Source organism: Eubacterium xylanophilum ATCC 35991, from assembly GCF_000518685.1.
In the GTDB taxonomy this organism is placed as follows: domain Bacteria; phylum Bacillota; class Clostridia; order Lachnospirales; family Lachnospiraceae; genus Eubacterium_F; species Eubacterium_F xylanophilum.
This window is the reverse complement of record NZ_KI912470.1, coordinates 69,154-94,077: the sequence shown is the minus strand read 5'-3', so window position 1 is coordinate 94,077 and position 24,924 is coordinate 69,154. Positions and strand designations below refer to the sequence as shown.

Sequence of the window (24,924 nt, the reverse complement as noted above, 5' to 3'; positions counted from 1 at the left end):
TTTTTTTTGAATTATATTGTACTTATTTCATCCAACAGCTTCAACTCTTTGTAGAGCCTAGCCACGGGCAATCCCATGACATTATAATAATCTCCCATTATCTCAGTAACATACTTCGAAAACTCGCCCTGAATTCCGTAAGCACCGCACTTGTCCATTGGTTCACCTGTAGCAATATACTCATTAATTTCCTCGTCATTCATTGGAGCCACTTCAACATTGGTACTCTCTGAGAAAGTTGATTCATATACAACCTTTCCATGCTCATCTGTTACCAATATCGTAACACCCGATACAACTTCGTGACCTCTTCCATTGAGCCTCTCGAGCATATCATAAGCTTCTTCTTCATTACTTGGCTTTATTAGAATATCATAATCAAGGCAGACAACCGTATCTGCTCCAATAACAATCGAATCCTTGATGTGCTCTGCATCAATAACTGCCATAGCTTTTCTCTTTGAGAGAATCGAAGTGATTTCCTCAGGTTCCGAGCTAGCTACATATTCATCACACTCCGTGTTGAACGTCTCATAATCCTTTACAATATTTTTTAGTAATTCTTGGCGTCTAGGTGACGCAGATGCTAAAACCACCTTTTTCCCAGCAAACTTCAGCATTTTTTACCTCCATTTCAGTGAATTTCCAAAAATCCACAAACTTTTCTCAATTTAACTATACTCCAAATACCAAAAAAAGGCAAGTATTTACTTTGACAATACTCAAGCAATATAATACAATAAACTTGAATAGAAACACGTAAATCAAACGGACTAACGTTTGTTTTTGAAAATAGTCCGACAACGGACCGCACGAGGAGATTTATGGCATACGAAGATTATATGAACGCCCTGCAAGAAGGGCGATATATGTTTAGAAGAAGAACTGCCAAGGGACACTACCCTTACCTCCCGGTTTTGGATGACATTTTGTCTAGAACTGTGACTGAAGGTGAAGTATACCTTGGAACTATGGATATTCCTTTGGATCAGGTCATAGGAACATGTACAGCCGGGCGCACCAATGCATTTGCATCCAACTTTATGCCACTGTTAGATTACAACAGTGAGTTCGCTATGAAATGGTCCAAGCTTCATGACGCTCAGATATCCGAGGGTATACATGATGCAGTCAAAGTATATGAATATATGGGAAAATACTATGTACTCGAAGGAAACAAGCGAGTAAGTGTCCTCAAGTATATGGATTGTCCAACTATATTCGCCGATGTTACAAGGAAAATCCCCAAAAAAACTCATGATATCGATGTTCAAATCTATTATGAGTATATGGATTTCTATGAGATAACAAAGGTTAACTTTATTCAGATGAGCAAGTTGGGTAGTTTTCCCTCTCTGCTCAGCAGCCTAGGCGTAACAAGCGCCGAGGATTGGAATGATGACAAAAAGATTGATTTTTCATCATTTTACAACAACTTCACGCTCGCATACAACGAGTGCGGCGGCAACAAGCTGACTATCACAGTCGGCGACGCCCTGCTCTTCTACATATCTGTTTATCCTTACAAAAAGGTCAAGGACAAACTACCAGCAGATATCAAAAAGCAGCTTGAAAAGATATGGCCGGAAATCGTTCTGTTGGGTGAGTCCCACTCAGTCGAAATAGTCATGGATCCAAGTGATGAGAAAAAATTTGTAAAAAATATGTTCAAAAAGATTATTTCTCACGCCAAGAAAAAAGTCGCATTTGTCTACGACAGAGAGCCCAAAGTGTCAGATTGGATCTACGCTCACGAACTCGGCAGGCTCCACCTCAACGAAGTTATGGACTATGCCATTGAAACTGAGAGTTTTGTGGTTGAAAATACTGATTCACAAGCAGAGAAGCTTCTCAGAAAACTCTGCAAAGAAAAGTATGATATCATCTTTACAGTTACTCCACAGCTCATTAAATCAAGCATTAAGATTGCAGCATCTTATCCTCAAGTTAGGATTCTAAACTGCTCTCCTATGGCTAGTCACAACACGGTTATGACATACTATCCAAGACTGTATGAAAGCAAACTTCTGACTGGTATGATTGCAGGTATGACCTGCGAAAATGACAAAATTGGCTATATTGCTGACTATCCAATCAATGGTATGACAGCTAACATCAATGCCTTTGCAATCGGGGCAAAGATGGCCAATCCATATGCAAAAGTTTACCTTGAATGGTCCACGGCCAAGGACTACAATCCTTCCAAACTATTCGAGAAAGAAAATATCAATTATATCTCAACACAGGATATGATTGCACCATATGACAGCGGCAAAGACTATGGACTCTACTCCATCCACGATGGAGTGAAGTCTAACATAGCCATGTCTATTTGTAATTGGGGCGTTTTCTATGAAAAACTGGTGAGCAATATCATAGAGGGTACCCTACAAACAGAGCATGCTGCCGGCGAATATAAAGCGATGAACTATTATTGGGGACTTTCATCTGATGCAATTGATATTATCTATTCTCAGAATATCCTTCCGGAGAATCTGAAGCTTGTCAAGATGATTAAAAACGCCATCAAAGACGGAATATTTAACCCGTTTTCCGGCCCTATACATGACCAAAAAGGCAAACTTCGAGTGTCTAAAACTGACATTCTCCCACCGGAGAAGATTATTACTATGAACTGGCTTGTCGACAATGTCATCGGTCGAATTCCAACCCTGGATGAGTTGACAGACGAGGCCAAGCCAATCGTAGAATTGCGAGGAATTGATAAAACACTTACCGACCAATCTGCATCAACAATACTGTAACAGCATGAAAGGAAAAGGATAAACACTATGAAGATACTTGCACTATCAGACGTTGAATCAAGATATTTATGGGATTTTTACGAAGATGGGAAACTAAAGGACTTGGACTTGGTAATATCATGCGGTGATTTGAAAGCTGAGTACCTGTCATTTATTGCAACATATACAAAAGCACCTGTATTGTACGTACATGGCAATCATGATGAAAGCTATGACCAAAAACCACCTGAAGGTTGTATCTGTATCGACGGAGATATGTATATACACGAGGGAATTCGAATCGTCGGTCTCGGCGGCTCCATGCTATATAATTATGGAACCAAGCAATATTCTGAACGACAAATGCGAAGGCGAGTTCTCGCATTAGCGCCCACGATTGCATTTCACAAGGGTTTTGACATACTGGTATCCCATGCTCCTGCATATGGAATCAACGATGCCGACAACCTCTCGCATCGAGGCTTCAAGGTGTTTACCAAGATGCTTGACCGCGCAAAACCCAAGTACTTCATTCACGGTCATATGCACCTATCATATAACCATAAGCAGCCGAGAATATATCAATATAACGAAAATACGACCATAATTAACGCCTATGAAAGGTACGAATTTGAGTACTGATTGTTTCCAATTAAAATAGCCCAGGATTATGAATTCTAAGAATAAGAATCATATCACCTGGGCTTTAATTTTGCAATTTCTAAATCAACATCCTTTTAGAGATTTATATCCAAGATATCTCTCCCTATCTCTACTTCGCCTGATCTGACCTTTTGTGACCTTCTTTTTCTCCAAAAGCTCCTCCTCTTCAGGGCTAATAACTGCATTTCGAATAATCACAAGGAGCATAATCTCGCCGTAGTATCGACTTAGCCATGCCGACATGGACTCATTCAATTTGCTCTTTTCAATCATGAAAATAGTCTTCTTGAGATTATATCCACTCATGAATTCATCCAAATCCTTCTTATGCTCGTAAGCATCGATATATATAATGTCATGGCGAATCCTAGGATTCTTCTTGGCCTTTATCTTCATTGATGCAAAAACATCCACCACCTTGCCATCACCATCAACGCATGATCCGGCATTTTTTCCTATCCACTCAGCCATAACCTCAGGAGTGAGTTCCTCTGAGAATAATACCCTTTTCCCGAGGCTCTGCAACAAATCTGCCTCAGCTTCACATTCTGTGATTATCGCGTCATATTGGCTTGAGACATAAACTCCCTGATACTCATCATTTGCAAATATTATATGCTTCCACTCATTGTTCTTAAATCTTCTTCGAACCAATCTTGGAAACTCAACAACCACCTTGGTATCATCACCAATTAACTCATCTAACTCATTAAGTCTCTTTTTAAGACGACTGAGAAACAAGTAGTACTTCTTATCCTTAACTCCATCATACACTATATTCTTAGGACAATAATATACATATTTTATGTTGTTTTTTGACATATCAAGGTCTTGACAAACTCGTGGATACAGTGTTTCAAACGGAACAAACAGCCCCTTTTTTCGACACAACTTATCCATGCAGAACATTTGGAGTTTTTTCTCAAAACTATCCTTTACTTCAGCGGGATAAGGAATTGCATCCGCAAGAGCCATTGACATCTGCCTTGCCTGCATATCTGCAATATGCAACCTATCAGCAAGTCCTACTTTTGAACCGGGCAAAAAATCCGTAAAGATAAACTTCTGACCATCTCTTTTTCTGTAAAAAGCGTGAAATCCCACATTATTAAATACATATTCACATGTGGCAAGAGCCTCTAGATACTCGTCTTGAGTCACGTTGATAAATTCTATATTCTCATAGATTTTATCGGAATATTTTTCTTTGAATCTAGCTAACTTTGCATCATTTGCAGCAGATACAAACACCTTATTCCCCGGTTTTTCAGCCAGGCCAACTGCAATATTATACCCCTGACCGCAGAAGTCATGACCGTGGAAACACTCAATCAAATATGAATTAGGCTTTATCTCCTGATTCAGTACATATTCCTCAAATATTTCAGATCTTTTTTTCTTATTTTTGGGTACCTTAGGAGCTTCCTTCTCTACATTCTCTGATTCACTGTCAGAAGCTGTATCCTCTTCAGCTTCTGCATCTTCCTCAGGATTGCGAAGTTCTGAAAACTCCTGGCTGTCTCGCCAACCGGGAAACCACTGGTCCAAAAATCCAAAAGCGCGCTTCTCAAAATCAGCCCTGAATTCGTCACTATTATACTTATCCATGTCATCAAATCTAGCATAAATATGCCTAATTGAGAAGTATCTCAGGGTATCTTCAAACTGATCAAAACATCCCATTTCCTTGAATTTTTCTACCAAGATTCCCAACGAATCTACGATTTGACCGTGTTTTTCATTGTAGGTTGCCAATATTCCATTAGCTCTGTTTCTGATATAATAATACAGTGGCTCATGTACTCGCCCTACTTTCTCAGCCTTGGCAAACAGAGGAAATACACTGCATAGATCTTCAAAAATTATTCCCTCAGGGAAAGAAAAATCAGCCTTCTCAACCAAATCTCTTCTGTATAATTTATTAACTGCATGAGGAGAATTTATTCTGAGAAGATGAGGATTTTCGAAAATGCTCTGATCAAATTCACCCTTAAATCCACTCTGGTAAGCCACGATCTCACCGGTATCCTCATAACACTGATAAAAGCCACATGTGACCAAATCACAGTCCTTTTCCTTGGCTTCTTTTATGAGTTTTTCATACATGGTCTTTTCCACAAAATCATCGCTGTCGACAAAGGCAATATAGTCTCCTGTTGCCAATTTCATGCCGACATTTCTTGTGGCCGCAAGACCCTTATTGGCTTGTTTGACAAAGCGAATTTTGTCAGGATACATTTCTACGTATTCTTCTATGAATTCTGCTGTTCTATCTTCACTGCCATCATCTATTACAATTACCTCAAGATTAGGATATGAATTCTCCAAAACAGAATCCAGACATCTCCTTATATAGGCTTCTACATTGTAAGCCGGGATAATCACACTAATTTTTTCCATCGATATTTCCTCCTAATGATTTCCTTCTATCAACTCATCCGTATTTTTTTCTTCTATTTTTTTCTCAAAAATATCTCCAAATGCAAACCAATATGCAAAAGCCGGGAACAATTCAAATGGCAAAAACAATGCCTCTGTCAGTGTCGCCATGAGAAATCCACAGCAAATAGCCGGAATAAAGAAGGCATATGTGGCATTCTTTCTCCTATTGGTCTTATAAAAGTAAATTGATCTCGTAAAACTAAGTAACGTCACAATAGTATACATAACTAAGCTGAGAATTCCATATGTATATGCAAATTGAAGCCAATTATTGTGCGCATGCGACACCTTCTTACCGTTGATATTCATGGTAATTCTCTTATGCCCACTAAAATTGAGCTTTGACATATATGCTTTATAAATAGTCAGCCTTCCGCTAGAAATATTATTAAGGGTCTCGTTATTCATAATCCCCTTTATAATTCTATCAATAACATTTATGTGTTCTTCTTTTTTCTGGAAAGTATCAACACTCTCAATATTATCGGACTCATTAATAACCTTATCACCCACTGACTCAATCTTCTCTCCATTGCTCAGATAAAGTACATCCTCCTGGAATATAATTGGATGACCTACCAAATAAGGAATTTTCTTAGCGCTGATAAAGAATACAGGAAACAATACTACTGAAAATAGAACAAGCATGCCAATTGCCTTCAAATAATGCTTATGTCTCTTCTCTTTAATCCCGTTGGAAATCCTAAGATATAGCCATACAGCGAATATAGCTATGACAGCCAACAAAGCCGTTCTCGCCTGAGAAACTATTAAGTAAAATATGCAAAGTGCCAGCATAAAATACGTTCCGATACATCTCTTGGTACATTTTCCTATCTCAACATTCCAATCGAGATCTGACATATATACTGCAAAAACCACAAAAATATACAATCCAAATGTATTGGGATTTGTAAATATAGCGGCATATCTTCCTCCATCGAAAAATGGTCTGAAGAGAAATGCCAAGACTGCAATAATAACAAATGCAATCTTAACTGCATCCTTAAAGGATTTCCATAGCAAATCCTTGCGTGAATTATTTTGCCATACGAAGAATACCATAGTAAAGACAAATGCCAAAACAAGGCCGAGACCACATACCTTCTTGGTAACTAGGAAATCTGAAAGTGTGAAAAGCGCACACATTCCAAACCAAGAAACACATATAGATCTCCGCCATGTCTTCTTCTCAAGCTTTCTATCAAGGGATAAAATAGCAATAGCGAACATGATTATAAAACCGCATATTGTATTATAAAAATAACTCTCCTTGTGAAGCACATATCTGACAATGCAAAACAATACAAGGTCTACAAAAAAACATGCAGTTAATAATCTGTATTTGATTTTAGAATTAACCTTACCCATAATCGGAATCCAAGGCGATAACAAACTAATGTATTTCTCCTGAAGCCAATTAATCATATTTATCTCCTCAGCCTAAGACAGCAGTAACCGTTCTTAACATAGTCAAAATATCTCCAAAAAAGCTAAACTTTTTCACTGACTTTAAGTTCCATTTCATCTTCTCAGGCAAAACTTCTTGCATATATACTTTGTCCGCATCTTCCGCCTCGCTCAGAAGTTTATCCTCATCTTTGTAGCGAATGCTGGCCTCACTGGTAATGCCGGCCGGAAGAAGCAACGTGGCATAGTATTCCTTGTCATATTTTTTGACATACTCAACTGCCTCAGGTCTCGTTCCCACAAAGGACATATTTCCCTGCAAAACATCAATAAGCTGTGGCAACTCATCTAATCGCATACCTCTTAGCTTACTTCCGACAGAAGTAATTCTCACATCATTATCAACAGTAACAGCCGTCCCCATCTTGTCTGCATTGTTTACCATTGTTCTGAACTTGTGTATGCGAAAAACTCTTCCGTACTGAGTTACTCGCTTTTGTCGATAAAATACAGGACCTTTGGAATCAACTTTTATCCATATAGCTATAATTACCATAGGGATAAATGCCAATACCATCATAATAGACGCAGTAAAAACGTCAAATATACGTTTAATTACAAGGCTCGCCTTTCTCTTGGCGAGAATATCATAATAAGGCTTGACTTCCTCACATCTCATAAATGAAGGTAAATCGTTCCATTTTCTTATCATAGTATTACTCCAAGCCGGTCATAACTCTCTCGAGAATATCTAGGATATACTCAACATCTTCCTCGCTCAACAGAGTATGAAGTGGCAATGTAATTTCATTTGAATACATATTGTACGCATTAGGATATTCTTCAATTCTATATCCTTTATTCTTATAAGCTGTCAACAAAGGCAACGGTTTGTAATGAACATTTGCCGATACGCCCTTCTCCGACAATTGTTGGATTATGGCATTTCTGGTCTCAATATCAGCACCCTCGATATTCATCAAAAATAAGTGGCAATTGGAATCATAGTTCTCTGTCTGATGTATGAGTGGCTTAATCTGATATCTACTTAGTTTACTGTTGATTTCATCAATCCCGGCCATATATGCTGCAACTATCTCTTTTCTCTTGGCAAGCAAACCCGGATAGCGTCTTAGCTGAACATTTCCTATTGCAGCTTGAATATCTGTCATATTACACTTATATCCGAGGTCTACAATGTCATATTCCCAACTACCCGCTTTACTTTTCTCGAAAGCATCCTTGGTCTGGCCGTGAAGGGAAATAAGCATATACTTTTTATATATTTCTTCCGAATCTATCAGCGGAATATCTCTCCATGTCACTGCTCCACCCTCTGCTGTTGTGAAGTTCTTTACAGCATGGAATGAAAAACATGTAAAGTCTGCGAGACTTCCCGTAGATATTCCATCTCTCGTAGAACCAAGTCCGTGAGCACAGTCAGCAATTATAATCACTCTTGTAAATGCCTTCTGAAATTCATTATCTGATGGCTTGTACTCGCTTCTCTTAGATTCTATTATGTGATAAAGTCTATCATAATCACAAGGCACACCTGCAATATCTACCGGCATAATCGCCTTGGTCTTTTCTGTAATTTTATCTGCTATTGCATCATAATCAATCTCATATGATCCGGGCATGGTATCAACCAATACCGGTGTTGCTCCCGCATGGAAAATAGAGCTCGCTGTAGCTGTATATGTATAAGCAGTTGTGATAACCTCATCACCCTCGCCGATTCCGAGGATTCTAAGTGTCATCTCCATACATGATGTGGCGGAACTTAGGCAAACTGCTCTACTTGTTCCACAGAGCTCCGCGATACCTCGTTCCAACTCCTTAGTTCTAGGTCCTGTAGTAATCCATCCAGATCTCAATGCATTAACAACTTCTAATTCTTCCTCTTCTGTAATATCAGGAGGAGAAAATGGAATAACTCTCATCTGCAATCTTCCTTTCATTGGTCATGTTGCATTTATCACAAAGCACAAAGAGATTCCACCATTAGGCGGAACCTCTCCTTAAATCTCTTATTCTGTACCACCCGTTGTGTCAGATATAGGTTGCTGATCGACACTCTTACTTGACATAGTAGCTTCCTTAGCCTTGAGAAGCTTCTTAATCTTCTTTGAAATTTTTGCGACAGAATCATAATCAGGAACACATACATACAGCTTTCTTGACTGATATGCATATGTAGTTCTCTTTGCCTCAGATCCCTTTGCATTGGCATACTTAATCTTCCATTGAGACATATCATTGAGCTGCATCTTACAGAGAGCTGCAATCTCCTTAGTCTTCATATTAGTCTGGAAGTTCTCAGATACTGCTTTCAAAAGCTTAGCATAATTAGGCAATACCTTTGGTGACATAGCTTTATTAAGCACAGCCTCAATCATGTGCTGATGATCTCGTCCACGCTGGTAATCACCATTGGCAAAGTGATGTCTCTCTCGACAGAATGCCAATGCCTCTTTACCATTAACTTTATTATAACCTTTTTTGTAATAATAATGTGTTCCGGCTCCGTTAGGTCCCCAGTCTGACATAAAGTCAAAGTCTGAGTATACTTTAACTCCACCTAAGATATTAACAATCTTTCTTACACTGGTAAAGTTAACTCTCACATAATAATCAATCTTAATATCATACAACTTCTCAAGAGTACCAATTGAGCAATCTACACCATGGATACCGGCATGTGTAAGCTTATCAGGTATTCCATTAGAAATAGTCAGCGGCACATAGTAGTCACGTGGTGTTGATGTCAACAGAATCTCTTTGGTTATAGGATTTACTGTTGCGATAACATTTACATCACTACGACTTGTTGTATTAATATCACCATAAATATCGATACCACTCAAGTAAACATTAAATGGTGTCTGAGTAATATCATCCAATACTTCCTTTTCCTCGATAACAGTCTCAACTTTGTGAGTATTCAAAACACGAGTATCCTTGGAAAAGGTCTTATAATACTCTTCAATCAAAGGTCTGCTGGCTTCATTAATGATAATAGCATTAACTTCTTTGGCATATAACGCATCAACCAAAGTATCATTATCCTCAAAGCCCTGTGTCTTAGGCTCTGTTCCGATAGCCGCCTTTACTTCATCCAAAGCCTTATCTGTATTGGCTCTGTCTGCAGTTGAGAAGATACCAAATATATAATCCTTGGTATCATAGATACTCTGTGCCTTATCATCTTTTAATACAATACAAGAAATATTATCTACCTTTACAGACTTTCCTGCAGCAGTATCAATCGATGAATATGTATTAACACAATAATATCCGCCAAAAACGTAAATACCACACATCATAACGCACAGTATACGTCCAACTATATAACTCTTGTTAGTCATCTGACTAAACAACGTATATACAAAGAAAAATGCTCCGATTCCAATTACGAGAGCTATATACTTCATTGGTACAAATCCAACTTTAACAATAACAGCAATCAAACCAGCTGTCACCAATAACTGCAATATCAAAAATACCAAACTTAATTTTCTCTTAACTATTGTCTTCACCTTTCGGTCCTCCATTGTTTTTTTTCTTTGACAACAAACATATCCATTATAAACTAAAATCATGAAAAAATCAAATCAAAAAGTCTATCCGTGGATTTTCCATCCAAATGCTCAATTTCCCTTTGAACAAACTCCTTGGACTTACTGTTGTCACAAACCTTAAGATTGTCTTCTAACTCATCCTGATTACGTGCTATAGGCCCCGGAACAAAAGTCTCATAGTCCCTGTAAAAACTTCTGCCATTGCTCGAGAACTCTTCCAAGTCATATGCATAAAATATAATTGGTCTCTCCAAAAGCACGTATTCATATATAATCGAAGAATAATCGGTAATCAATATATCTGCAACGCTCAACAAACCTGTTACACTTGGATAAAGTGACATGTCATACACATTGTCCGGCAGATTATCCTTCACTTCATCAGGCATATTTTTTGCAACAAAGGGGTGTAATCTCAAGAGTAGTACTCCCTCTTCTCCAAGTAAATCAGATATTCTCTGAAGATCCATATTTATTTTTGGATTATCAACTTCACTGTCGCGAAAAGTTGGGGCATATAGGACTATTTTTCTTTGTCTCAATTCTCCATAAGCCTCATAAAACTGAGCTTTGAGCTTATTCATTATGTCCTTATCCAAAACATAATCTGTCCTCGGAAGCCCGATTCTCATAACTTTATCGTCATCCACGCCAAATGCTCCGGCGTACTCAACCGCCACACTCTCGGAATCGACAATTAAATGCGTTATGTTTTCATTGGCTCTTCTCTCGAGTTCTCCAAGTTTTCCCGTATTATAATCCTGACCAAACTTCTTGATTGCCCCGGTACCATGCCACAATTGCACGACTTTCGTCCCTCTTCTCACCTTAAAGTAAGAAAGCGGCAGGAACGCATTGTCGAGAAATATATACTTAGACCTGGCCAGTTTGTATGGCTTTTTCAAGAAATAATCTATCGGATTCTTGTAAGAGTTGTCTCTTGTAAGCCAAGTACACTTGTATTCCGGCATCTCTCTCGCCAGCTTATTGGCAACAATGCCAATATTGCCCTCAGCGCTCTTATCATGTGTTGCAATCAGAAACACACTCTCAGGATCCTGCGGAAAGACAGTGAATATCTTGTAAAAAATCGAAAATAGTCTGTAACCTATTTCTTTAATCATTTGTTATTTCCCAAACCAAGATCATCCTTAATCTTTGTTGTAGAGATACCCTCTGTTCTTGGAAGATATACAACCTCACAGTAATCCTTGAGGAAGTCAAACTTTCCTTCCCAATCATCTCCCATTACAAAGACATCTACATCATTATTAACTACATCATCTATCTTCTGCTCCCATGTGTACTCAGGGAGAACCTCATCCACGTACTTGATAGCCTCTAAAATCTTCTTTCTGTCCTCAAAAGAGTGATATGCCTTTTTTCCTTTTCCCGCATTAAACTCATCGCTTGATACAACTACAATCAAGTAATCTCCCAAAGCCTTTGCTCTTCTCAACAGATTAATATGACCCACATGTAATAAATCATATGTTCCGTATGTAATAACTTTTTTCATGATAACCTCCATTACATATATCTAGGATAGTGCCATCTTGACATCATCCCTCATCTCTTTCCATTCCCAATTTCTCATCGTATAAATCGACGATTTCCTCTGCCTCACCCTGGGCAATCAGCTGACCATTTTCCAAGAGAATTCCCTTGTTACACATTCGCAAAACCTGACTGGTGGAATGAGACACAAAGAGAACTGTAACTCCCTTGTCAAACATACTCTTGATTCGAGCTTCACATTTTTTTCTGAACTTCTTATCTCCAACACTGAGGACCTCATCCAATATCAAAATCTCAGGTTCCACAACAGTGGCAATAGAGAAACCAAGTCTAGCTTTCATTCCTGAAGAATAATTCTTCACGGGAACGTCAATAAACTTTCCAAGCTCAGAGAATTCTACGATATCATCATACTTCTCTTTGATGAAATCCTTGCTGTAACCGAGCACAGCACCGTATAGAAAAATATTCTCCGCACCGGTATACTGGCGGTCAAACCCGGCTCCAAGTTCCAAGAGCGGCGCTATCTTGCCAAAGCATTCCACACTTCCCTCTGTCGGTTTGAGCACTCCTGCTATAACTTTGAGAAGCGTACTTTTGCCGGCACCGTTGAGTCCAAGAATTCCGACTCTGTCTCCTTTTTTTACCTCAAAGTCGATATTCTTCAATGCCCAAAATTCTTGGTACATAAGCTCTTTTTTTATCATTTTAATAAAATATTCTTTGATATTGTCAACTTTTTCAGAGCTGAGATTGAACTTCATACTCACATTGTTGACTCTCAAAGCTGTTTTATTCTTTGCCATTTCTAATAAAATCCTCTCCACATAATTATAGTTTCTAAATATTCAAAATAAACGAATCTTGCTTCTTGTAGAATACAATAATTCCTATGACTACCGCTATGGCACTGACTCCCCAAGTATAAACAGCCAGATTGAAATCCATATGCTGTCCAAACAGCGATCTTCTGAAATTATCGATAATTCCAAACAAAGGATTAAACTTAACGAGTCTCAAAGTAGCGCCCTTCATACCGCTTGCGAAGTAGAAAATCGCACTACAATACATGATGAGCATCAGCATAACGCTCCACAAATACTCAATATCTCTGAAGAATACACACAATGTCGCCAATATGAGTCCTATTCCCGTGGCAAAAAGCATCAGATTCAACAGAGGAAATACTGACATGAGCATATATGGATTAATATTCGCTTTATAAGATCCCTGTATTAAGAAGAATCCCATAACCGCCACAAGAACAATCAAGGAAATCAGGAATATAATAAAGTTTGAAATAATTCCTGAAATAGGATACATATACTTAGGCACATATACTTTCTTGATCATAGCTCCGTTGGCACGAATTGACTTCATGGCACTGTTGGTAGCCGATGAGAAGAAAGAATACAGCAATCTACCTGTCAGGACGTATACGGGAAATGGTACGCCCACAAAGGCCTTGTCGGTATTGTGTCTTCCCAACAATGTTCCGAAAACAATGCTCAAAACAATCATGGTCAAAAGTGGTTCAATCAGTGTCCACAAGATTCCAAGGTATGATCTTCTATATCTTAATTTGATATTTTTCTTTGCTAATTCCCCTAGCAAATACCTATATTTGTTGAAGTTCTTTAAAATACTTGACATTTTTCTAAACTTTCTCCTTCATTTTTTCAATCATCTGATTATATCACTCTTGAGGATTTTAGTCAACTTTTTAACTACATATGATTGACACTTTTTTTATTTTGAGATATAGTATATTTGTGTTTTTATGAAAAATTCTAGAATTATCACATATAAATATGTGTAAATTTCAGTTGATGAATGGAGGAAAAACAATGGATACTTCTATGTATAACATGGAAAAACAGCACAAACTTGGCAAGTTACATGCCCTAGAGCGAATTTGCCATATTGTTGATGAAGATTCTTTTCGTGAAATCGGATCTAGCGTATCAAATTTGGAAGATGCTTTTAATATTAAAAAAGGACAATTTCCATACGATGGCGTCATTACAGGTTATGGAACCATAAATGGTCAGAAAGTATTTATCTATTCGGAGGACTTCACTGTGATTGGTGGAACCCTAGGTAAGATGCACGGCCTCAAGATTGCCAACACCATCAAGATGGCTATTGAAAGCAGATGTCCAATTATCGGAATAAATGACTCAGGCGGAGCGAGAATTCAAGAAGGAGTTAACGCCCTCTCAGGCTACGGTGAAATATTCTACTACAACACAATGGCATCGGGTTACATACCTCAGATTTCCATTATTGCCGGAAACTGCGCAGGTGGTGCAGTCTACAGCCCTGGAATCACCGACTTTATCTTCGTTATCGATGACATTAGTCAGATGTTTGTAACAGGACCTAAGGTTATCAAGAGCGTTACCAATGAGGATATCACGGCAGATGCTCTCGGAGGAGCCAATGTACATGCGGCAACCAGCGGTGTTGCTCACTTCCACATGAAGGATGAGAAGGAATGTTTTAGAGAAGTTCGCCGTCTCATAGACATTATTCCACCATGTTATAATGAAAATCACATTCATGTGCCAAAAAACACATCTTTGCCACATTATCAAGATAATGTAGAGTTTGTCGAGGAATTATCCCATGTTATTCCTGAGAAGGACACTCAGAGTTATGATATACATAAGGTCATTGACGGAATTATCGACAGCGGAACATTTATCGAAGTTCAAAAGGAATTCGCCAAAAGCGTTGTTGTCGGCTTTGGGCGACTCAATGGTATCGTTGTCGGCATCATCGCAAATCAGCCAAATTATATGGCCGGAGTTCTTGATTGTGATTCCAGTGACAAGGCGGCAAGGCAGATACGCTACTGCGACGCCTATAACATTCCAATCATCACTCTAACAGATGTACCGGGCTTCCTGCCGGGCAAAGATCAAGAGTATAAGGGAATTATTCGCCACGGAGCAAAACTTCTCTATGCATATTCTGAGGCAACGACAATCAAGCTCAATGTAATATTGAGAAAAGCATACGGTGGCGCTTATATAGCCATGAGCAGTAAGCATCTTCGCTCTGATTATGTCTATGCGTGGCCAACCGCTGAAATCGCTGTTATGGGAGCAGAAGGCGCTGCAGACATCCTATATGGAAAGCAGATGAAGAACATGTCTCCTGCCGAGAAAAAAGCATTTCGCGATAATAAAATAGCTGAGTACAACCAGAAATTCATGAACCCTGGAATCGCAGCTATGCACGGTTATGTTGACGAAATCATCAAACCGGAAGCGACTAGAGCTAGGCTATACAGCGACATTCTCATGCTGGCTGACAAAAAGCCTATAACGGGAATATGCAAAAAACATGGAAATATTCCGCTATAATACACTTAGAGAAAGGTTTTTTCTGACATGATTTTTTCAACATATCAATTTATATTACTATTTTTACCAATAACTTTTGTTGGCTACTTTGTACTACACAGATTTAAGTACACTACCCTGGCAAAGTTATGGCTTGTATTGGCTTCCTTCTTCTTCTATGCACAGGGAAGCCCTGATTTCTTCCCATTCTTCCTTGGAAGCGTGGTAGGAAACTACGTTGTGGGAACAGGACTATCAAAGCTTCAGGGAAAGGAACATCGCATCGAACGCGGTTTACTTCTCGCAGTTGGAGTTTTGGCCAACGTCGGTCTCCTGGGTTACTATAAGTACACTGATTTCTTTATTAATAATGTCAACTTTGTAACGGGATCTCACTTCCCACTCCAGCATATAATTCTCCCAATCGGAATCTCATTCTTCACCTTCCAGCTCATCGCATTCTTGGTAGATTCCTTCCGCGGAGAGACTAAGACATATGATGTTATGGATTATCTTCTTTTCATAACCTTCTTCCCTCAGCTGATTGTCGGACCTATCATCCATCACGCCGAGGTGGTTCCACAGTTTGAAAATACAGATAATCACAAAATCATTTTTGACAATGTGGCCAAAGGAATATTTATCTTTGCCATCGGCTGTGCCAAGAAAATGCTCATAGCCGATCCGCTTACAACAGATGCCCAGTCATTCTTTGATCACATAACCAACAACCTTCCAATGATCCAATCCTGGTTCCACTCAGTTGAGTATACAGTGTCCTACTACTTCGACCTGTCAGGATATGCGGATATGGCCATCGGTCTTGGTTGGATGTTCAATATTAAGATTCCACAGAATTTTAATTCGCCATATAAAGCAAAGGATTTCCAAGAATACTGGCAGAGATGGCATATGACACTCTCTCGCTTCCTTGGAGCTTATATATTTAGAAATGTTTATCGCAGGGGTGTAAAATATCGCAATTACTACATTGCAACTATGGTTACATTCTTTGTATCAGGTTTTTGGCACGGTGCAGGTTGGACATTCGTGGCATGGGGCGTTATCAACGGAGCGTTGGTATGTCTCTCCTCTTGGATAAAGAGAAAAGGCGTTGATATCAAGGTTTGGTATGGACTTCCACTCACATTCCTCTTCGCCATCTTAGTCCGAGTATTGTTTGTATCCAACACATTCTCTGATGCATACAAAGTGTTCAAGGGCATGTTCAACTTCTCTACTGTTCACTGGTCAACTCTTACCAAGCTGGTTGTAGAGAATTGGGATAATTGGGCGCTTACCGCCGTGGGACTTGGAATCTGTTGGTTCCTCCCAACAACAGAAAAGATGAGTTCAAAATTCAAGACAAATTGGAAGTACCTTGCGTATGCAGCCGTTCTATTGACGATTTGTATTCTCAACATGGACAAGGTAGTACAATTCTTGTATTTCCAATTCTAGGCGGAATATTTTACAATAATAACAATAATTGGAGGAATTATAATGAGCGCAAAACGATGGTGCATATCATTTTTATGTATAATGTTAGCTGTTCTAGTGGCTATTATGGGTATAAACGTCGTAATCGACCCATATTGCTACTTTAAAGCTCAAAGTGGTGACAACTATACCCTAGATGAGGATGACTACCTCAGAGAGCTAAAAGCGCAGCATATCAAGCATTTCTCAGATAAGTACGACGCGTATCTAATCGGTGGTTCAAAAGCAGGTGCTCTGAGAACAGAGGAGCTTAAGAAAATCGATGGTTACAACTACTACAACTGCTGGGTTATGTCCGGAAACTTTCAGGATTATGAAGCATATACCAAGTATATATGCGAACATACCAATGCCAAGAAGATTCTTCTGCAGATTTCAACAACAGAAATTAAGCAGTTTGACAGAGAGTACCGCGGAGCTGTCTTTGAGACGCCTGCAATCCTCACAGGAGAGTCCAAAATCGCAGAGATGGCTACTTTCCTGTTTAAGAATCTAAAACTCTCATATGAAAAGATTACGGACAAAGATCCTAAATATCCTTGTTTTGAAACCGGCGAGCGAAATCTCACCAAGTATTACAAGTTTTTCAACGAAAACAAAGGAACTGATAAGTATTATGACTTCCTGATGAAAAAACAGGTAGATAAGTTCTATAAAGATTTCAAACGAGGAATCAAAGACAGATCAGATGTAATCAAGCAATGTGTCGATTCTCTCAAGCGAATCAAGTCAATGTGCAAAAAACACAATGTCGAATTACAGATTTTCTTCGGATCAATTTTTGCAGGACAGATGGTAGCTTTCGAGAGCGATTGCTTCTATGACTTCCTGAGACAGGTCGTTGAAATCGGCGATAAAGTATGGTGTTTCAATACATTTAACGACATCGCCCTAAACTACTACAATTACTACGACCCATCGCACTACTACAAAGAAGTTGGTGACCTGATGATTGATACCATGGCAGGTGAACCATGTAAATATTCCGACTTCGGAATTCTCTTAACCAGAGATAACGTGGATGAGCACATAGCTTCTAGGCGTCGAAAATTGGCTGAGTGGAAAGCATTCTTCGATGAACATGGTACACTCCCTTACAAATCCCTCGATGATCCAAGCCTCGTCCCAAAGATATATGAAAGATAAATGTCTAACAAGCTTTGCTTGTAAGACAATAATCGAAACGCATATTGCTAGTCTTGCAAGCTTTGCTTGTAAGACCAGCGGTATGCGTTTCCTCTACATACGGATGATTTCTTGAAAATCTTTTTTTGCGGGGGCGGGGCGCTTTTTCGCGGGAGTGGGGCAGTACGGCAATATCTCGAGAAACCAAAAATCTTGCCGTACTTTTAAATCAAGCACTGAAGCTTGTCACGACCTTTTTAAAGATATTACGGCAAAATTCTCAAAGTTTTCAAATTTTGCCGTACTCTCCCCCAAATACGTCAAACACAAAACCTCTCAATCCACGACGAGTACGGAAAAAAATACGAAATCAGGAAGTCTAGCCGTACTTCCTCCAAAAAACTCTGAACGCAAAATTCTCAATTGCCGGTAAGTACGGAAAAATTCTCAAAATTCTCAAATCTTGCCGTACTCTCCCCCAAATACGTCAAACACAAACTTCTCAATTTCATCTGTATTTAATGTTTCCATGACTCAAGAATTCTTACCACTTAATGTCTTACGACCGCAGGGAGTAAGACCAGCAGTATGCGTTTATTGTCTTACGACCACGGGGAGTAAGACCAGCAATATGCGTTTCCCATTATATACGGATGATTTTTTAAAATTTCTTTTTTCATCCGTATTTTCCTCTCCGGAGCCTCAAGAATTCTTCCCGTGTATACGGATGATTTCTTAAAAATTGACTTTTCATCCGTATTCCACTCCCCGAAACCTCAAGAAATTGTCTTACGACCGCACTAAATGTATATAAAAAACAAGAAGTGACCAACCAGCGAGAGACTTTGGCGCGAGTGCGCCACGTCTCGAGTCGGTTGGTCACTTCTTGTTTTTAGACCATCTTATATAACAGGTTTTCTCTTCTTGAGTTTAACCTTTTCTAAGTGCCAAATCTCCTTGGCATACTCTTCTATAGTTCTATCAGACGAGAACTTTCCGCACTTTGCTACATTTAACATAGCCATCTTTGTCCATGAAGTTCTGTCTCTGTAAGCTTTATCAACTCTCTGTTGAGCCTCAGCATAAGACCTGAAATCCTTGAGAATAAAGTACATATCAGCTCGGTCATATCCATTGGAATCGAGTAAGGATGTATAGATATCTCTAAACTCATCTCCCTCGCCGTAAGTTCCATCTACCAGCTGGTCTACTACTCTGCGAATTTCTTCATCATTGTAGTAAATATCTCTCGGATTGTAATTGCCATTATTCTCGAAGTCAATTACTTCCTGGGATGAAAGTCCGAAGATAAATGCATTATCCTCTCCAACTTCCTCGACGATCTCCACATTGGCACCATCCATAGTTCCGATAGTAGGGGCACCATTCATCATGAATTTCATGTTTCCTGTTCCTGATGCTTCCTTACTTGCTGTACTTATCTGCTCTGACAAATCTGCTGCCGCAAAGATAATCTCTGCATTGCTGACGCGATAATTCTCGATAAATACCACTTTAATCTTGCCACCAATAGCTGAGTCATTATTTACAACATCTGCGACACTGTTAATGAGCTTGATAATAGCTTTAGCTCTCTTGTATCCGGCAGATGCCTTAGCTCCAAAGATAAATGTTCTCGGAACCATGTCTATACTTGGATCTGCTTTCAACTTATTGTAGAGATACATAACATGCAGAATATTTAACAACTGACGCTTGTACTCATGCAATCTCTTTACTTGTACATCAAAGATAGAATTAGGATCAACTACAATTCCATTGTGCTCTCTGATGTAGTTAACGAGACGAAGCTTATTCTCATACTTGATATTCATGAATTCCTTCTGTGCTTTTTCGTCTTCGATAAGTGGCTTAATCTTCTTAATCTTCTTCAAATCAGTAATCCATTCATCGCCTATTTTCTCAGTGATCCAATTGGCGAGAAGTGGATTTCCATGGAGAAGGAAGCGCCTCTGAGTGATACCATTGGTCTTATTGTTGAACTTCTCTGGCATCATCTCATAGAAGTCTTTCAACTCCTGATTTTTGAGGATCTCTGTATGTAATCTCGCAACACCGTTAACGGAAAAACCAGCGGCAATAGCGAGATGAGCCATCTTAACCTGGCCGTCATATATGATTGCCATCTTCTGTTGCTTTTCAAAGTTTCCAGGATACATCTCGGCAATCTTATTCTGGAATCTTCTATTAATCTCCTCAGTAATCTGATAGATTCTTGGCAGAAGTCGTGAGAAAAGGTCAATTGGCCACTTCTCAAGCGCCTCTGACATAATTGTATGATTGGTATATGCACAACATTTGTTGGTGATTTTCCAAGCCTCATCCCATTCGAGGTTATACTCATCGAGAAGAATTCTCATGAGCTCAGGAATAGCTACTGTTGGATGTGTATCATTGAGCTGGAAGCATACCTTCTCATGCAATCCGCGAATATCATCATGCTTCTCCATATACTTGGAAATAGCACGCTGAACACTTGCAGATACGAAGAAGTACTGCTGCTTTAATCGCAATTCCTTTCCGGAAACATGATTGTCATTAGGATATAAGACCTCACAGATAGTTCTGGCAAGGTTCTGCTGCTCAACAGCCTTCTGATAATCTCCCTTGTCAAATGACTCTAGATTGAAATTATCAATAGCCTCAGCATCCCATATTCTAAGGGTGTTAACTATTCTATTGCCATAGCCTACGATAGGAATGTCATATGGCACAGCGAGAACTGATTGATAGTTTTCCTGTACATAATGATCTCTCCCATCTTCCCCTCTGTGAACTGCCACATATCCACCGAATTTTACTTCAACAGAGTACTCCGCTCTCTTCATCTCGAAAGGATTGCCATCTTTTAGCCAATCGTCCGGAGCCTCAATCTGGTATCCATCCTTGATTTTCTGCATAAACATACCATATTTATATCTAATACCGCAGCCATATGCAGGATATCCAAGTGTTGACAATGAATCAAGGAAACAAGCTGCAAGTCTTCCAAGACCTCCATTACCCAATGCAGCGTCCGGCTCCTGATCTTCAATCCAGTTGAGATCAACTCCCAGCTCGTCAAGGACTTCTCTGACTATCTTGTCTTTGCGCAGGTTGATAATTATATTTCCCAACGCTCTTCCCATCAAAAATTCCATGGAAAGATAATAAACAGTCTTGACATCCTTTTCCTCATAGAGTTTGTGTGTTTCAAACCAATCGTCAACTACAATGTCTTTTATTGCATAAGAAACTGCCTGGAATAACTGTTGGCTCGACGCCTTGTCGATATCCTTTCTAAACAAAAGACGCATATAATTCTGCACATCTTTTTTGAACTCTTCCTTTTGGCCTTGAGTTGTTAATAATGTCATCTTAATACCTCACTTTCCTATAGTCCGGCGACAAATATCATCTTAGTAAGATATTACCTTGGCAACTCCAAATGTGACATCCTCACCATTGATCTTCCACTCGTTAGTAAAGCCTTGCATAGCTCCAACGATGATCTTTCTGGCAAGAACATCATGCTTAATCTGCTCTGAGTTATTGATAATAACATCCAGAACTTTTTCACTACCGACTGCGTATACCTCAATCTTATCAGTAACATCAAAGTCGGAATCCTTTCTCATAGTCTGAATCTTGCTGATTATCTCTCTTACAAATCCTTCTTCAATTAGTTCAGGTGTAAGGTTAGTATCAATAACAACGGTAATTCCTCTGTCTTCCTCCGATACATAGCCGTCAATCTGTGCTGATTCAATAAGAAGATCATCTTTTTCAAGAACTTCTTCTTCACCTGTCACAGTAATTGTAATCTTACCATCAGCTTCTAATGCGTCAACTGTGGCATTACCATCAAGCTCAGCCAAAACTGCCTTGAGATCGCCCAATCTAGCCCCGAATCTCTTGCCGAGTGTTCTAAGCTGTGGTTTAAAATTATATGTTGTAAAGTCCCTAACATCATCGGTTACGATAACGCTCTTGACATTCAACTCATCTTCAATAATCTGCTTGTAATACTCATCAAACTCTGCACCGCGAACATACATCTTTCCTATTGGCTGACGATTCTTGATATTGGCTGTATTTCTACATGCGCGACCAAGAACAACAACCTGAAGAACCTTGTCCATAACAGCCTCGAGTTCTTTGTCAATAAACTTCTCGTTGACTTCCGGGAAGTCGCAAAGATGGATACTCTCCGGAGCACTCTTATCAATTCCGCAAACTAGGTTTTGATAAATGCTCTCTGTCATAAATGGAATCATAGGTGCTGCTGCCTTAGAAATATTTACGAGGGCAGTATACAATGTCATATAGGCATTGATCTTATCCTGTTCCATTCCCTTTGCCCAAAATCTCTCACGACAACGACGAACATACCAGTTACTCATGTCCTCAACAAAATCTTGGAGAGCTCTTGCCGTCTCAGGAATCCTGTAATTTGCGAGATTGTCATCTACTTCTCCAATTACTGTATTCAACTTGCTGAGAAGCCATTTATCCATAACACTAAGTGAGTCATAATCTAGCTCATACTTAGTTGCATCGAATTCATCAATATTGGCATAGAGTACAAAGAATGCATATGTATTCCACAATGTACCCATGAATTTTCTCTGTCCTTCTACAACAGTATCTCCGTGGAAACGGTTAGGAAGCCATGGAGCAGAATTCACATAGAAATACCAACGAATCGCATCTGCGCCATACTTTCCAAGGGCCTCAAAAGGATCAACTGCATTTCCTTTACTCTTACTCATCTTCTGTCCATCCTTGTCCTGAACATGTCCGAGTACAATTACATTCTCATATGGAGCTTTGTTGAAGAGCAAAGTAGACTCAGCCATAAGAGAGTGGAACCAACCACGAGTCTGGTCTACAGCCTCTGAGATGAACTGAGCTGGGAACTGCTGCTCAAACAACTCTTTGTTCTCAAATGGATAGTGATGTTGTGCAAATGGCATAGCGCCAGAGTCAAACCAGCAGTCAATAACTTCCGGAACTCTTCTCATGGTCTTGCCACAATCAGGACATGTGAATGTGACTTCATCGATATATGGGCGATGAAGCTCTACTTTGGCATCATCAGGATTTCCACTTCTCTCTGCAAGTGCAGCTCTGCTTCCGATAGACTCCTGTCTTCCACATCCCTCACACTCCCAGATATTGAGCGGAGTTCCCCAGTAACGGTTACGTGAAATAGCCCAGTCCTGAATATTTTCAAGCCAGTTACCGAATCTTCCCTTACCGATTGACTCAGGAATCCAGTTAACTGTGTTATTATTTTTTATCAAATCATCCTTTACTGCTGTCTCCTTGATATACCAAGACTCCCTAGCATAGTAGATAAGTGGTTTATCACATCTCCAACAGTGTGGATACTCATGTTCAAACTTTGGCGCATCAAAAAGCTTGCCTTCCTTGTCCAAATCAATGAGAATAGGCATATCTGCGTCCTTAACAAATTTTCCGGCGTAATCAGTTTCTTCTGTCATCTCACCTTTGCTATCTACGAACTGAACAAATGGAAGATCATATATTTTTCCCACATTGGCATCATCTTCACCGAATGCAGGGGCGATATGTACGATACCAGTACCATCTGACATAGTAACATATGAATCACATGTAACGAAGAAGCCCTTCTTTCCCTGCTTTTCAACAGCCTTTTTGGCGCACTCAAACAATGGCTCATACTCTTTGTACTCAAGATCCTTACCCTTAAATGTTTCAAGCACCTCATAAGCCTTAACGCCATTCTCTTCGTCTGCCAATTTTCCAAGAACTGCATCAAGCAATGCCTCTGCCATGTAATATGTATATCCGTCTGCGGCCTTAACCTTAACATATGTATCATCCGGATTCACACATAGAGCCACATTACTTGGAAGTGTCCAAGGAGTAGTTGTCCAAGCAAGGAAATAAGCATCCTCACCAATAACCTTGAATCTTACAATTGCAGACTTTTCTTTTAATGTCTTATATCCCTGAGAAACCTCAGCTGTTGACAACGGAGTACCACAGCGAGGACAATATGGGACAATCTTAAAGCCCTTGTAAAGTAAGCCCTTCTCCCAAATCTGGTTGAGCGCCCACCACTCAGACTCGATATAATCATCATCATAAGTTACATATGGATTATCCATATCAGCCCAGAATCCTACAGTTCCAGAGAAATCTTCCCACATTCCCTTGTACTTCCAAACTGATTCTTTACACTTATTTATAAATGGCTCCATACCATATTCTTCAATTTGTTCCTTACCATTGAGCCCGAGAAGTTTCTCAACCTCCAATTCCACCGGAAGTCCATGGGTGTCCCATCCAGCCTTTCTAGGAACCTGGTAACCCTTCATTGTTCGATAACGTGGAATCATATCCTTGATTACACGTGTCAATACATGACCTATATGAGGTTTACCGTTAGCTGTCGGTGGGCCATCAAAGAACATATAAGTAGGGCAGCCCTCTCTGAGCTTAATACTCTTTTTGAAAATATCATTCTCTTTCCAAAAATTCTCTACTTCTTTTTCTCTGTCAACAAAATTGAGACCTGTTGAAACTTTTTCGTACATA

At 39.4% G+C, this 24,924-nt stretch carries 17 protein-coding genes; 5 read left to right on the top strand and 12 right to left on the bottom strand.

What is annotated here, in order from left to right:
* Positions 1-11: 11 nt before the first annotated feature.
* Complete coding sequence (locus tag L877_RS0107705; protein ID WP_026835560.1) at positions 12-620, bottom strand: nucleoside triphosphate pyrophosphatase; 609 nt, start codon at positions 618-620, stop codon at positions 12-14.
* A gap of 204 nt (positions 621-824) precedes the next feature.
* Here L877_RS0107705 and L877_RS0107700 point away from each other — a divergent pair, with 204 nt between their 5' ends.
* Together L877_RS0107700 and L877_RS0107695 are read left to right on the top strand one after the other, a co-directional pair.
* Positions 825-2,765, top strand: a complete 1,941-nt coding sequence (locus L877_RS0107700; RefSeq protein WP_026835559.1) for a BMP family ABC transporter substrate-binding protein — start codon at positions 825-827, stop codon at positions 2,763-2,765.
* A gap of 27 nt (positions 2,766-2,792) precedes the next feature.
* Complete coding sequence (locus tag L877_RS0107695) at positions 2,793-3,386, top strand: metallophosphoesterase family protein (RefSeq protein ID WP_026835558.1); 594 nt, start codon at positions 2,793-2,795, stop codon at positions 3,384-3,386.
* An 84-nt stretch (positions 3,387-3,470) separates the two neighbouring features.
* Here L877_RS0107695 and L877_RS0107690 read toward each other — a convergent pair whose 3' ends face one another.
* From L877_RS0107690 to L877_RS0107650, 9 genes are all read right to left on the bottom strand, one after another.
* Positions 3,471-5,807: a bifunctional glycosyltransferase/CDP-glycerol:glycerophosphate glycerophosphotransferase gene (locus tag L877_RS0107690; protein WP_026835557.1), complete on the bottom strand. Its 2,337-nt coding sequence runs from the start codon at positions 5,805-5,807 to the stop codon at positions 3,471-3,473.
* 12 nt (positions 5,808-5,819) lie between these two features.
* Entirely contained in the window at positions 5,820-7,277 is a 1,458-nt protein-coding gene (locus L877_RS0107685) for an O-antigen ligase family protein (RefSeq protein WP_026835556.1), read from the bottom strand.
* Between the two features lie 10 nt (positions 7,278-7,287).
* Complete coding sequence (locus L877_RS0107680) at positions 7,288-7,971, bottom strand: sugar transferase (RefSeq protein WP_026835555.1); 684 nt, start codon at positions 7,969-7,971, stop codon at positions 7,288-7,290.
* 4 nt (positions 7,972-7,975) lie between these two features.
* On the bottom strand, positions 7,976-9,223 hold the full coding sequence (locus L877_RS0107675) for a DegT/DnrJ/EryC1/StrS family aminotransferase (protein ID WP_242837136.1): 1,248 nt from the start codon (positions 9,221-9,223) through the stop codon (positions 7,976-7,978).
* A gap of 69 nt (positions 9,224-9,292) precedes the next feature.
* Entirely contained in the window at positions 9,293-10,801 is a 1,509-nt protein-coding gene (locus L877_RS12680; RefSeq protein WP_051437751.1) for an LCP family protein, read from the bottom strand.
* Between the two features lie 59 nt (positions 10,802-10,860).
* On the bottom strand, positions 10,861-11,967 hold the full coding sequence (locus L877_RS0107665; RefSeq protein ID WP_026835553.1) for a CDP-glycerol glycerophosphotransferase family protein: 1,107 nt from the start codon (positions 11,965-11,967) through the stop codon (positions 10,861-10,863).
* A complete protein-coding gene (gene tagD / locus L877_RS0107660) occupies positions 11,964-12,362 on the bottom strand; it encodes a glycerol-3-phosphate cytidylyltransferase (protein ID WP_026835552.1) in 399 nt (132 codons plus the stop codon). Before tagD ends, L877_RS0107665 begins: the two co-directional genes overlap by 4 nt.
* Positions 12,363-12,405: 43 nt before the next feature.
* Positions 12,406-13,167, bottom strand: coding sequence for an ABC transporter ATP-binding protein (locus L877_RS0107655; protein WP_026835551.1), 762 nt, complete (start codon positions 13,165-13,167; stop codon positions 12,406-12,408).
* A 34-nt stretch (positions 13,168-13,201) separates the two neighbouring features.
* Positions 13,202-14,014: an ABC transporter permease gene (locus tag L877_RS0107650; protein WP_026835550.1), complete on the bottom strand. Its 813-nt coding sequence runs from the start codon at positions 14,012-14,014 to the stop codon at positions 13,202-13,204.
* Positions 14,015-14,208: 194 nt separating this feature from the next.
* Between L877_RS0107650 and L877_RS0107645 the strand changes: the two genes are divergently transcribed.
* Genes L877_RS0107645 through L877_RS0107635 form a run of 3 tightly spaced genes read left to right on the top strand, consistent with a single transcriptional unit; the run spans position 14,209 to position 18,357 of the window.
* Positions 14,209-15,732, top strand: coding sequence for an acyl-CoA carboxylase subunit beta (locus tag L877_RS0107645; RefSeq protein WP_084554827.1), 1,524 nt, complete (start codon positions 14,209-14,211; stop codon positions 15,730-15,732).
* Between the two features lie 27 nt (positions 15,733-15,759).
* A complete protein-coding gene (locus L877_RS0107640) occupies positions 15,760-17,172 on the top strand; it encodes an MBOAT family O-acyltransferase (protein ID WP_026835548.1) in 1,413 nt (470 codons plus the stop codon).
* A 42-nt stretch (positions 17,173-17,214) separates the two neighbouring features.
* Positions 17,215-18,357, top strand: a complete 1,143-nt coding sequence (locus tag L877_RS0107635; protein ID WP_026835547.1) for a hypothetical protein — start codon at positions 17,215-17,217, stop codon at positions 18,355-18,357.
* Positions 18,358-19,238: 881 nt separating this feature from the next.
* On the opposite strand, the gene L877_RS0107630 is transcribed toward L877_RS0107635, so the two are convergent.
* Both L877_RS0107630 and ileS read right to left on the bottom strand, forming a co-directional pair.
* Positions 19,239-21,713, bottom strand: a complete 2,475-nt coding sequence (locus L877_RS0107630; protein WP_026835546.1) for a glycogen/starch/alpha-glucan phosphorylase — start codon at positions 21,711-21,713, stop codon at positions 19,239-19,241.
* A gap of 42 nt (positions 21,714-21,755) precedes the next feature.
* Positions 21,756-24,923, bottom strand: a complete 3,168-nt coding sequence (ileS, locus tag L877_RS0107625) for an isoleucine--tRNA ligase (protein WP_026835545.1) — start codon at positions 24,921-24,923, stop codon at positions 21,756-21,758.
* Position 24,924 lies beyond the last annotated feature (1 nt).

Coding starts and splice junctions, on each gene's coding strand:
- L877_RS0107705 (WP_026835560.1), bottom strand. CDS start 620: ATGCTGAAGTTTGCTGGGAAAAAGGTGGTTTTAGCATCTGCGTCACCT.
- L877_RS0107700 (WP_026835559.1), top strand. CDS start 825: ATGGCATACGAAGATTATATGAACGCCCTGCAAGAAGGGCGATATATG.
- L877_RS0107695 (WP_026835558.1), top strand. CDS start 2,793: ATGAAGATACTTGCACTATCAGACGTTGAATCAAGATATTTATGGGAT.
- L877_RS0107690 (WP_026835557.1), bottom strand. CDS start 5,807: ATGGAAAAAATTAGTGTGATTATCCCGGCTTACAATGTAGAAGCCTAT.
- L877_RS0107685 (WP_026835556.1), bottom strand. CDS start 7,277: ATGATTAATTGGCTTCAGGAGAAATACATTAGTTTGTTATCGCCTTGG.
- L877_RS0107680 (WP_026835555.1), bottom strand. CDS start 7,971: ATGATAAGAAAATGGAACGATTTACCTTCATTTATGAGATGTGAGGAA.
- L877_RS0107675 (WP_242837136.1), bottom strand. CDS start 9,223: ATGAAAGGAAGATTGCAGATGAGAGTTATTCCATTTTCTCCTCCTGAT.
- L877_RS0107665 (WP_026835553.1), bottom strand. CDS start 11,967: ATGATTAAAGAAATAGGTTACAGACTATTTTCGATTTTTTACAAGATA.
- tagD (WP_026835552.1), bottom strand. CDS start 12,362: ATGAAAAAAGTTATTACATACGGAACATATGATTTATTACATGTGGGT.
- L877_RS0107655 (WP_026835551.1), bottom strand. CDS start 13,167: ATGGCAAAGAATAAAACAGCTTTGAGAGTCAACAATGTGAGTATGAAG.
- L877_RS0107650 (WP_026835550.1), bottom strand. CDS start 14,014: ATGTCAAGTATTTTAAAGAACTTCAACAAATATAGGTATTTGCTAGGG.
- L877_RS0107645 (WP_084554827.1), top strand. CDS start 14,209: ATGGATACTTCTATGTATAACATGGAAAAACAGCACAAACTTGGCAAG.
- L877_RS0107640 (WP_026835548.1), top strand. CDS start 15,760: ATGATTTTTTCAACATATCAATTTATATTACTATTTTTACCAATAACT.
- L877_RS0107635 (WP_026835547.1), top strand. CDS start 17,215: ATGAGCGCAAAACGATGGTGCATATCATTTTTATGTATAATGTTAGCT.
- L877_RS0107630 (WP_026835546.1), bottom strand. CDS start 21,713: ATGACATTATTAACAACTCAAGGCCAAAAGGAAGAGTTCAAAAAAGAT.
- ileS (WP_026835545.1), bottom strand. CDS start 24,923: ATGTACGAAAAAGTTTCAACAGGTCTCAATTTTGTTGACAGAGAAAAA.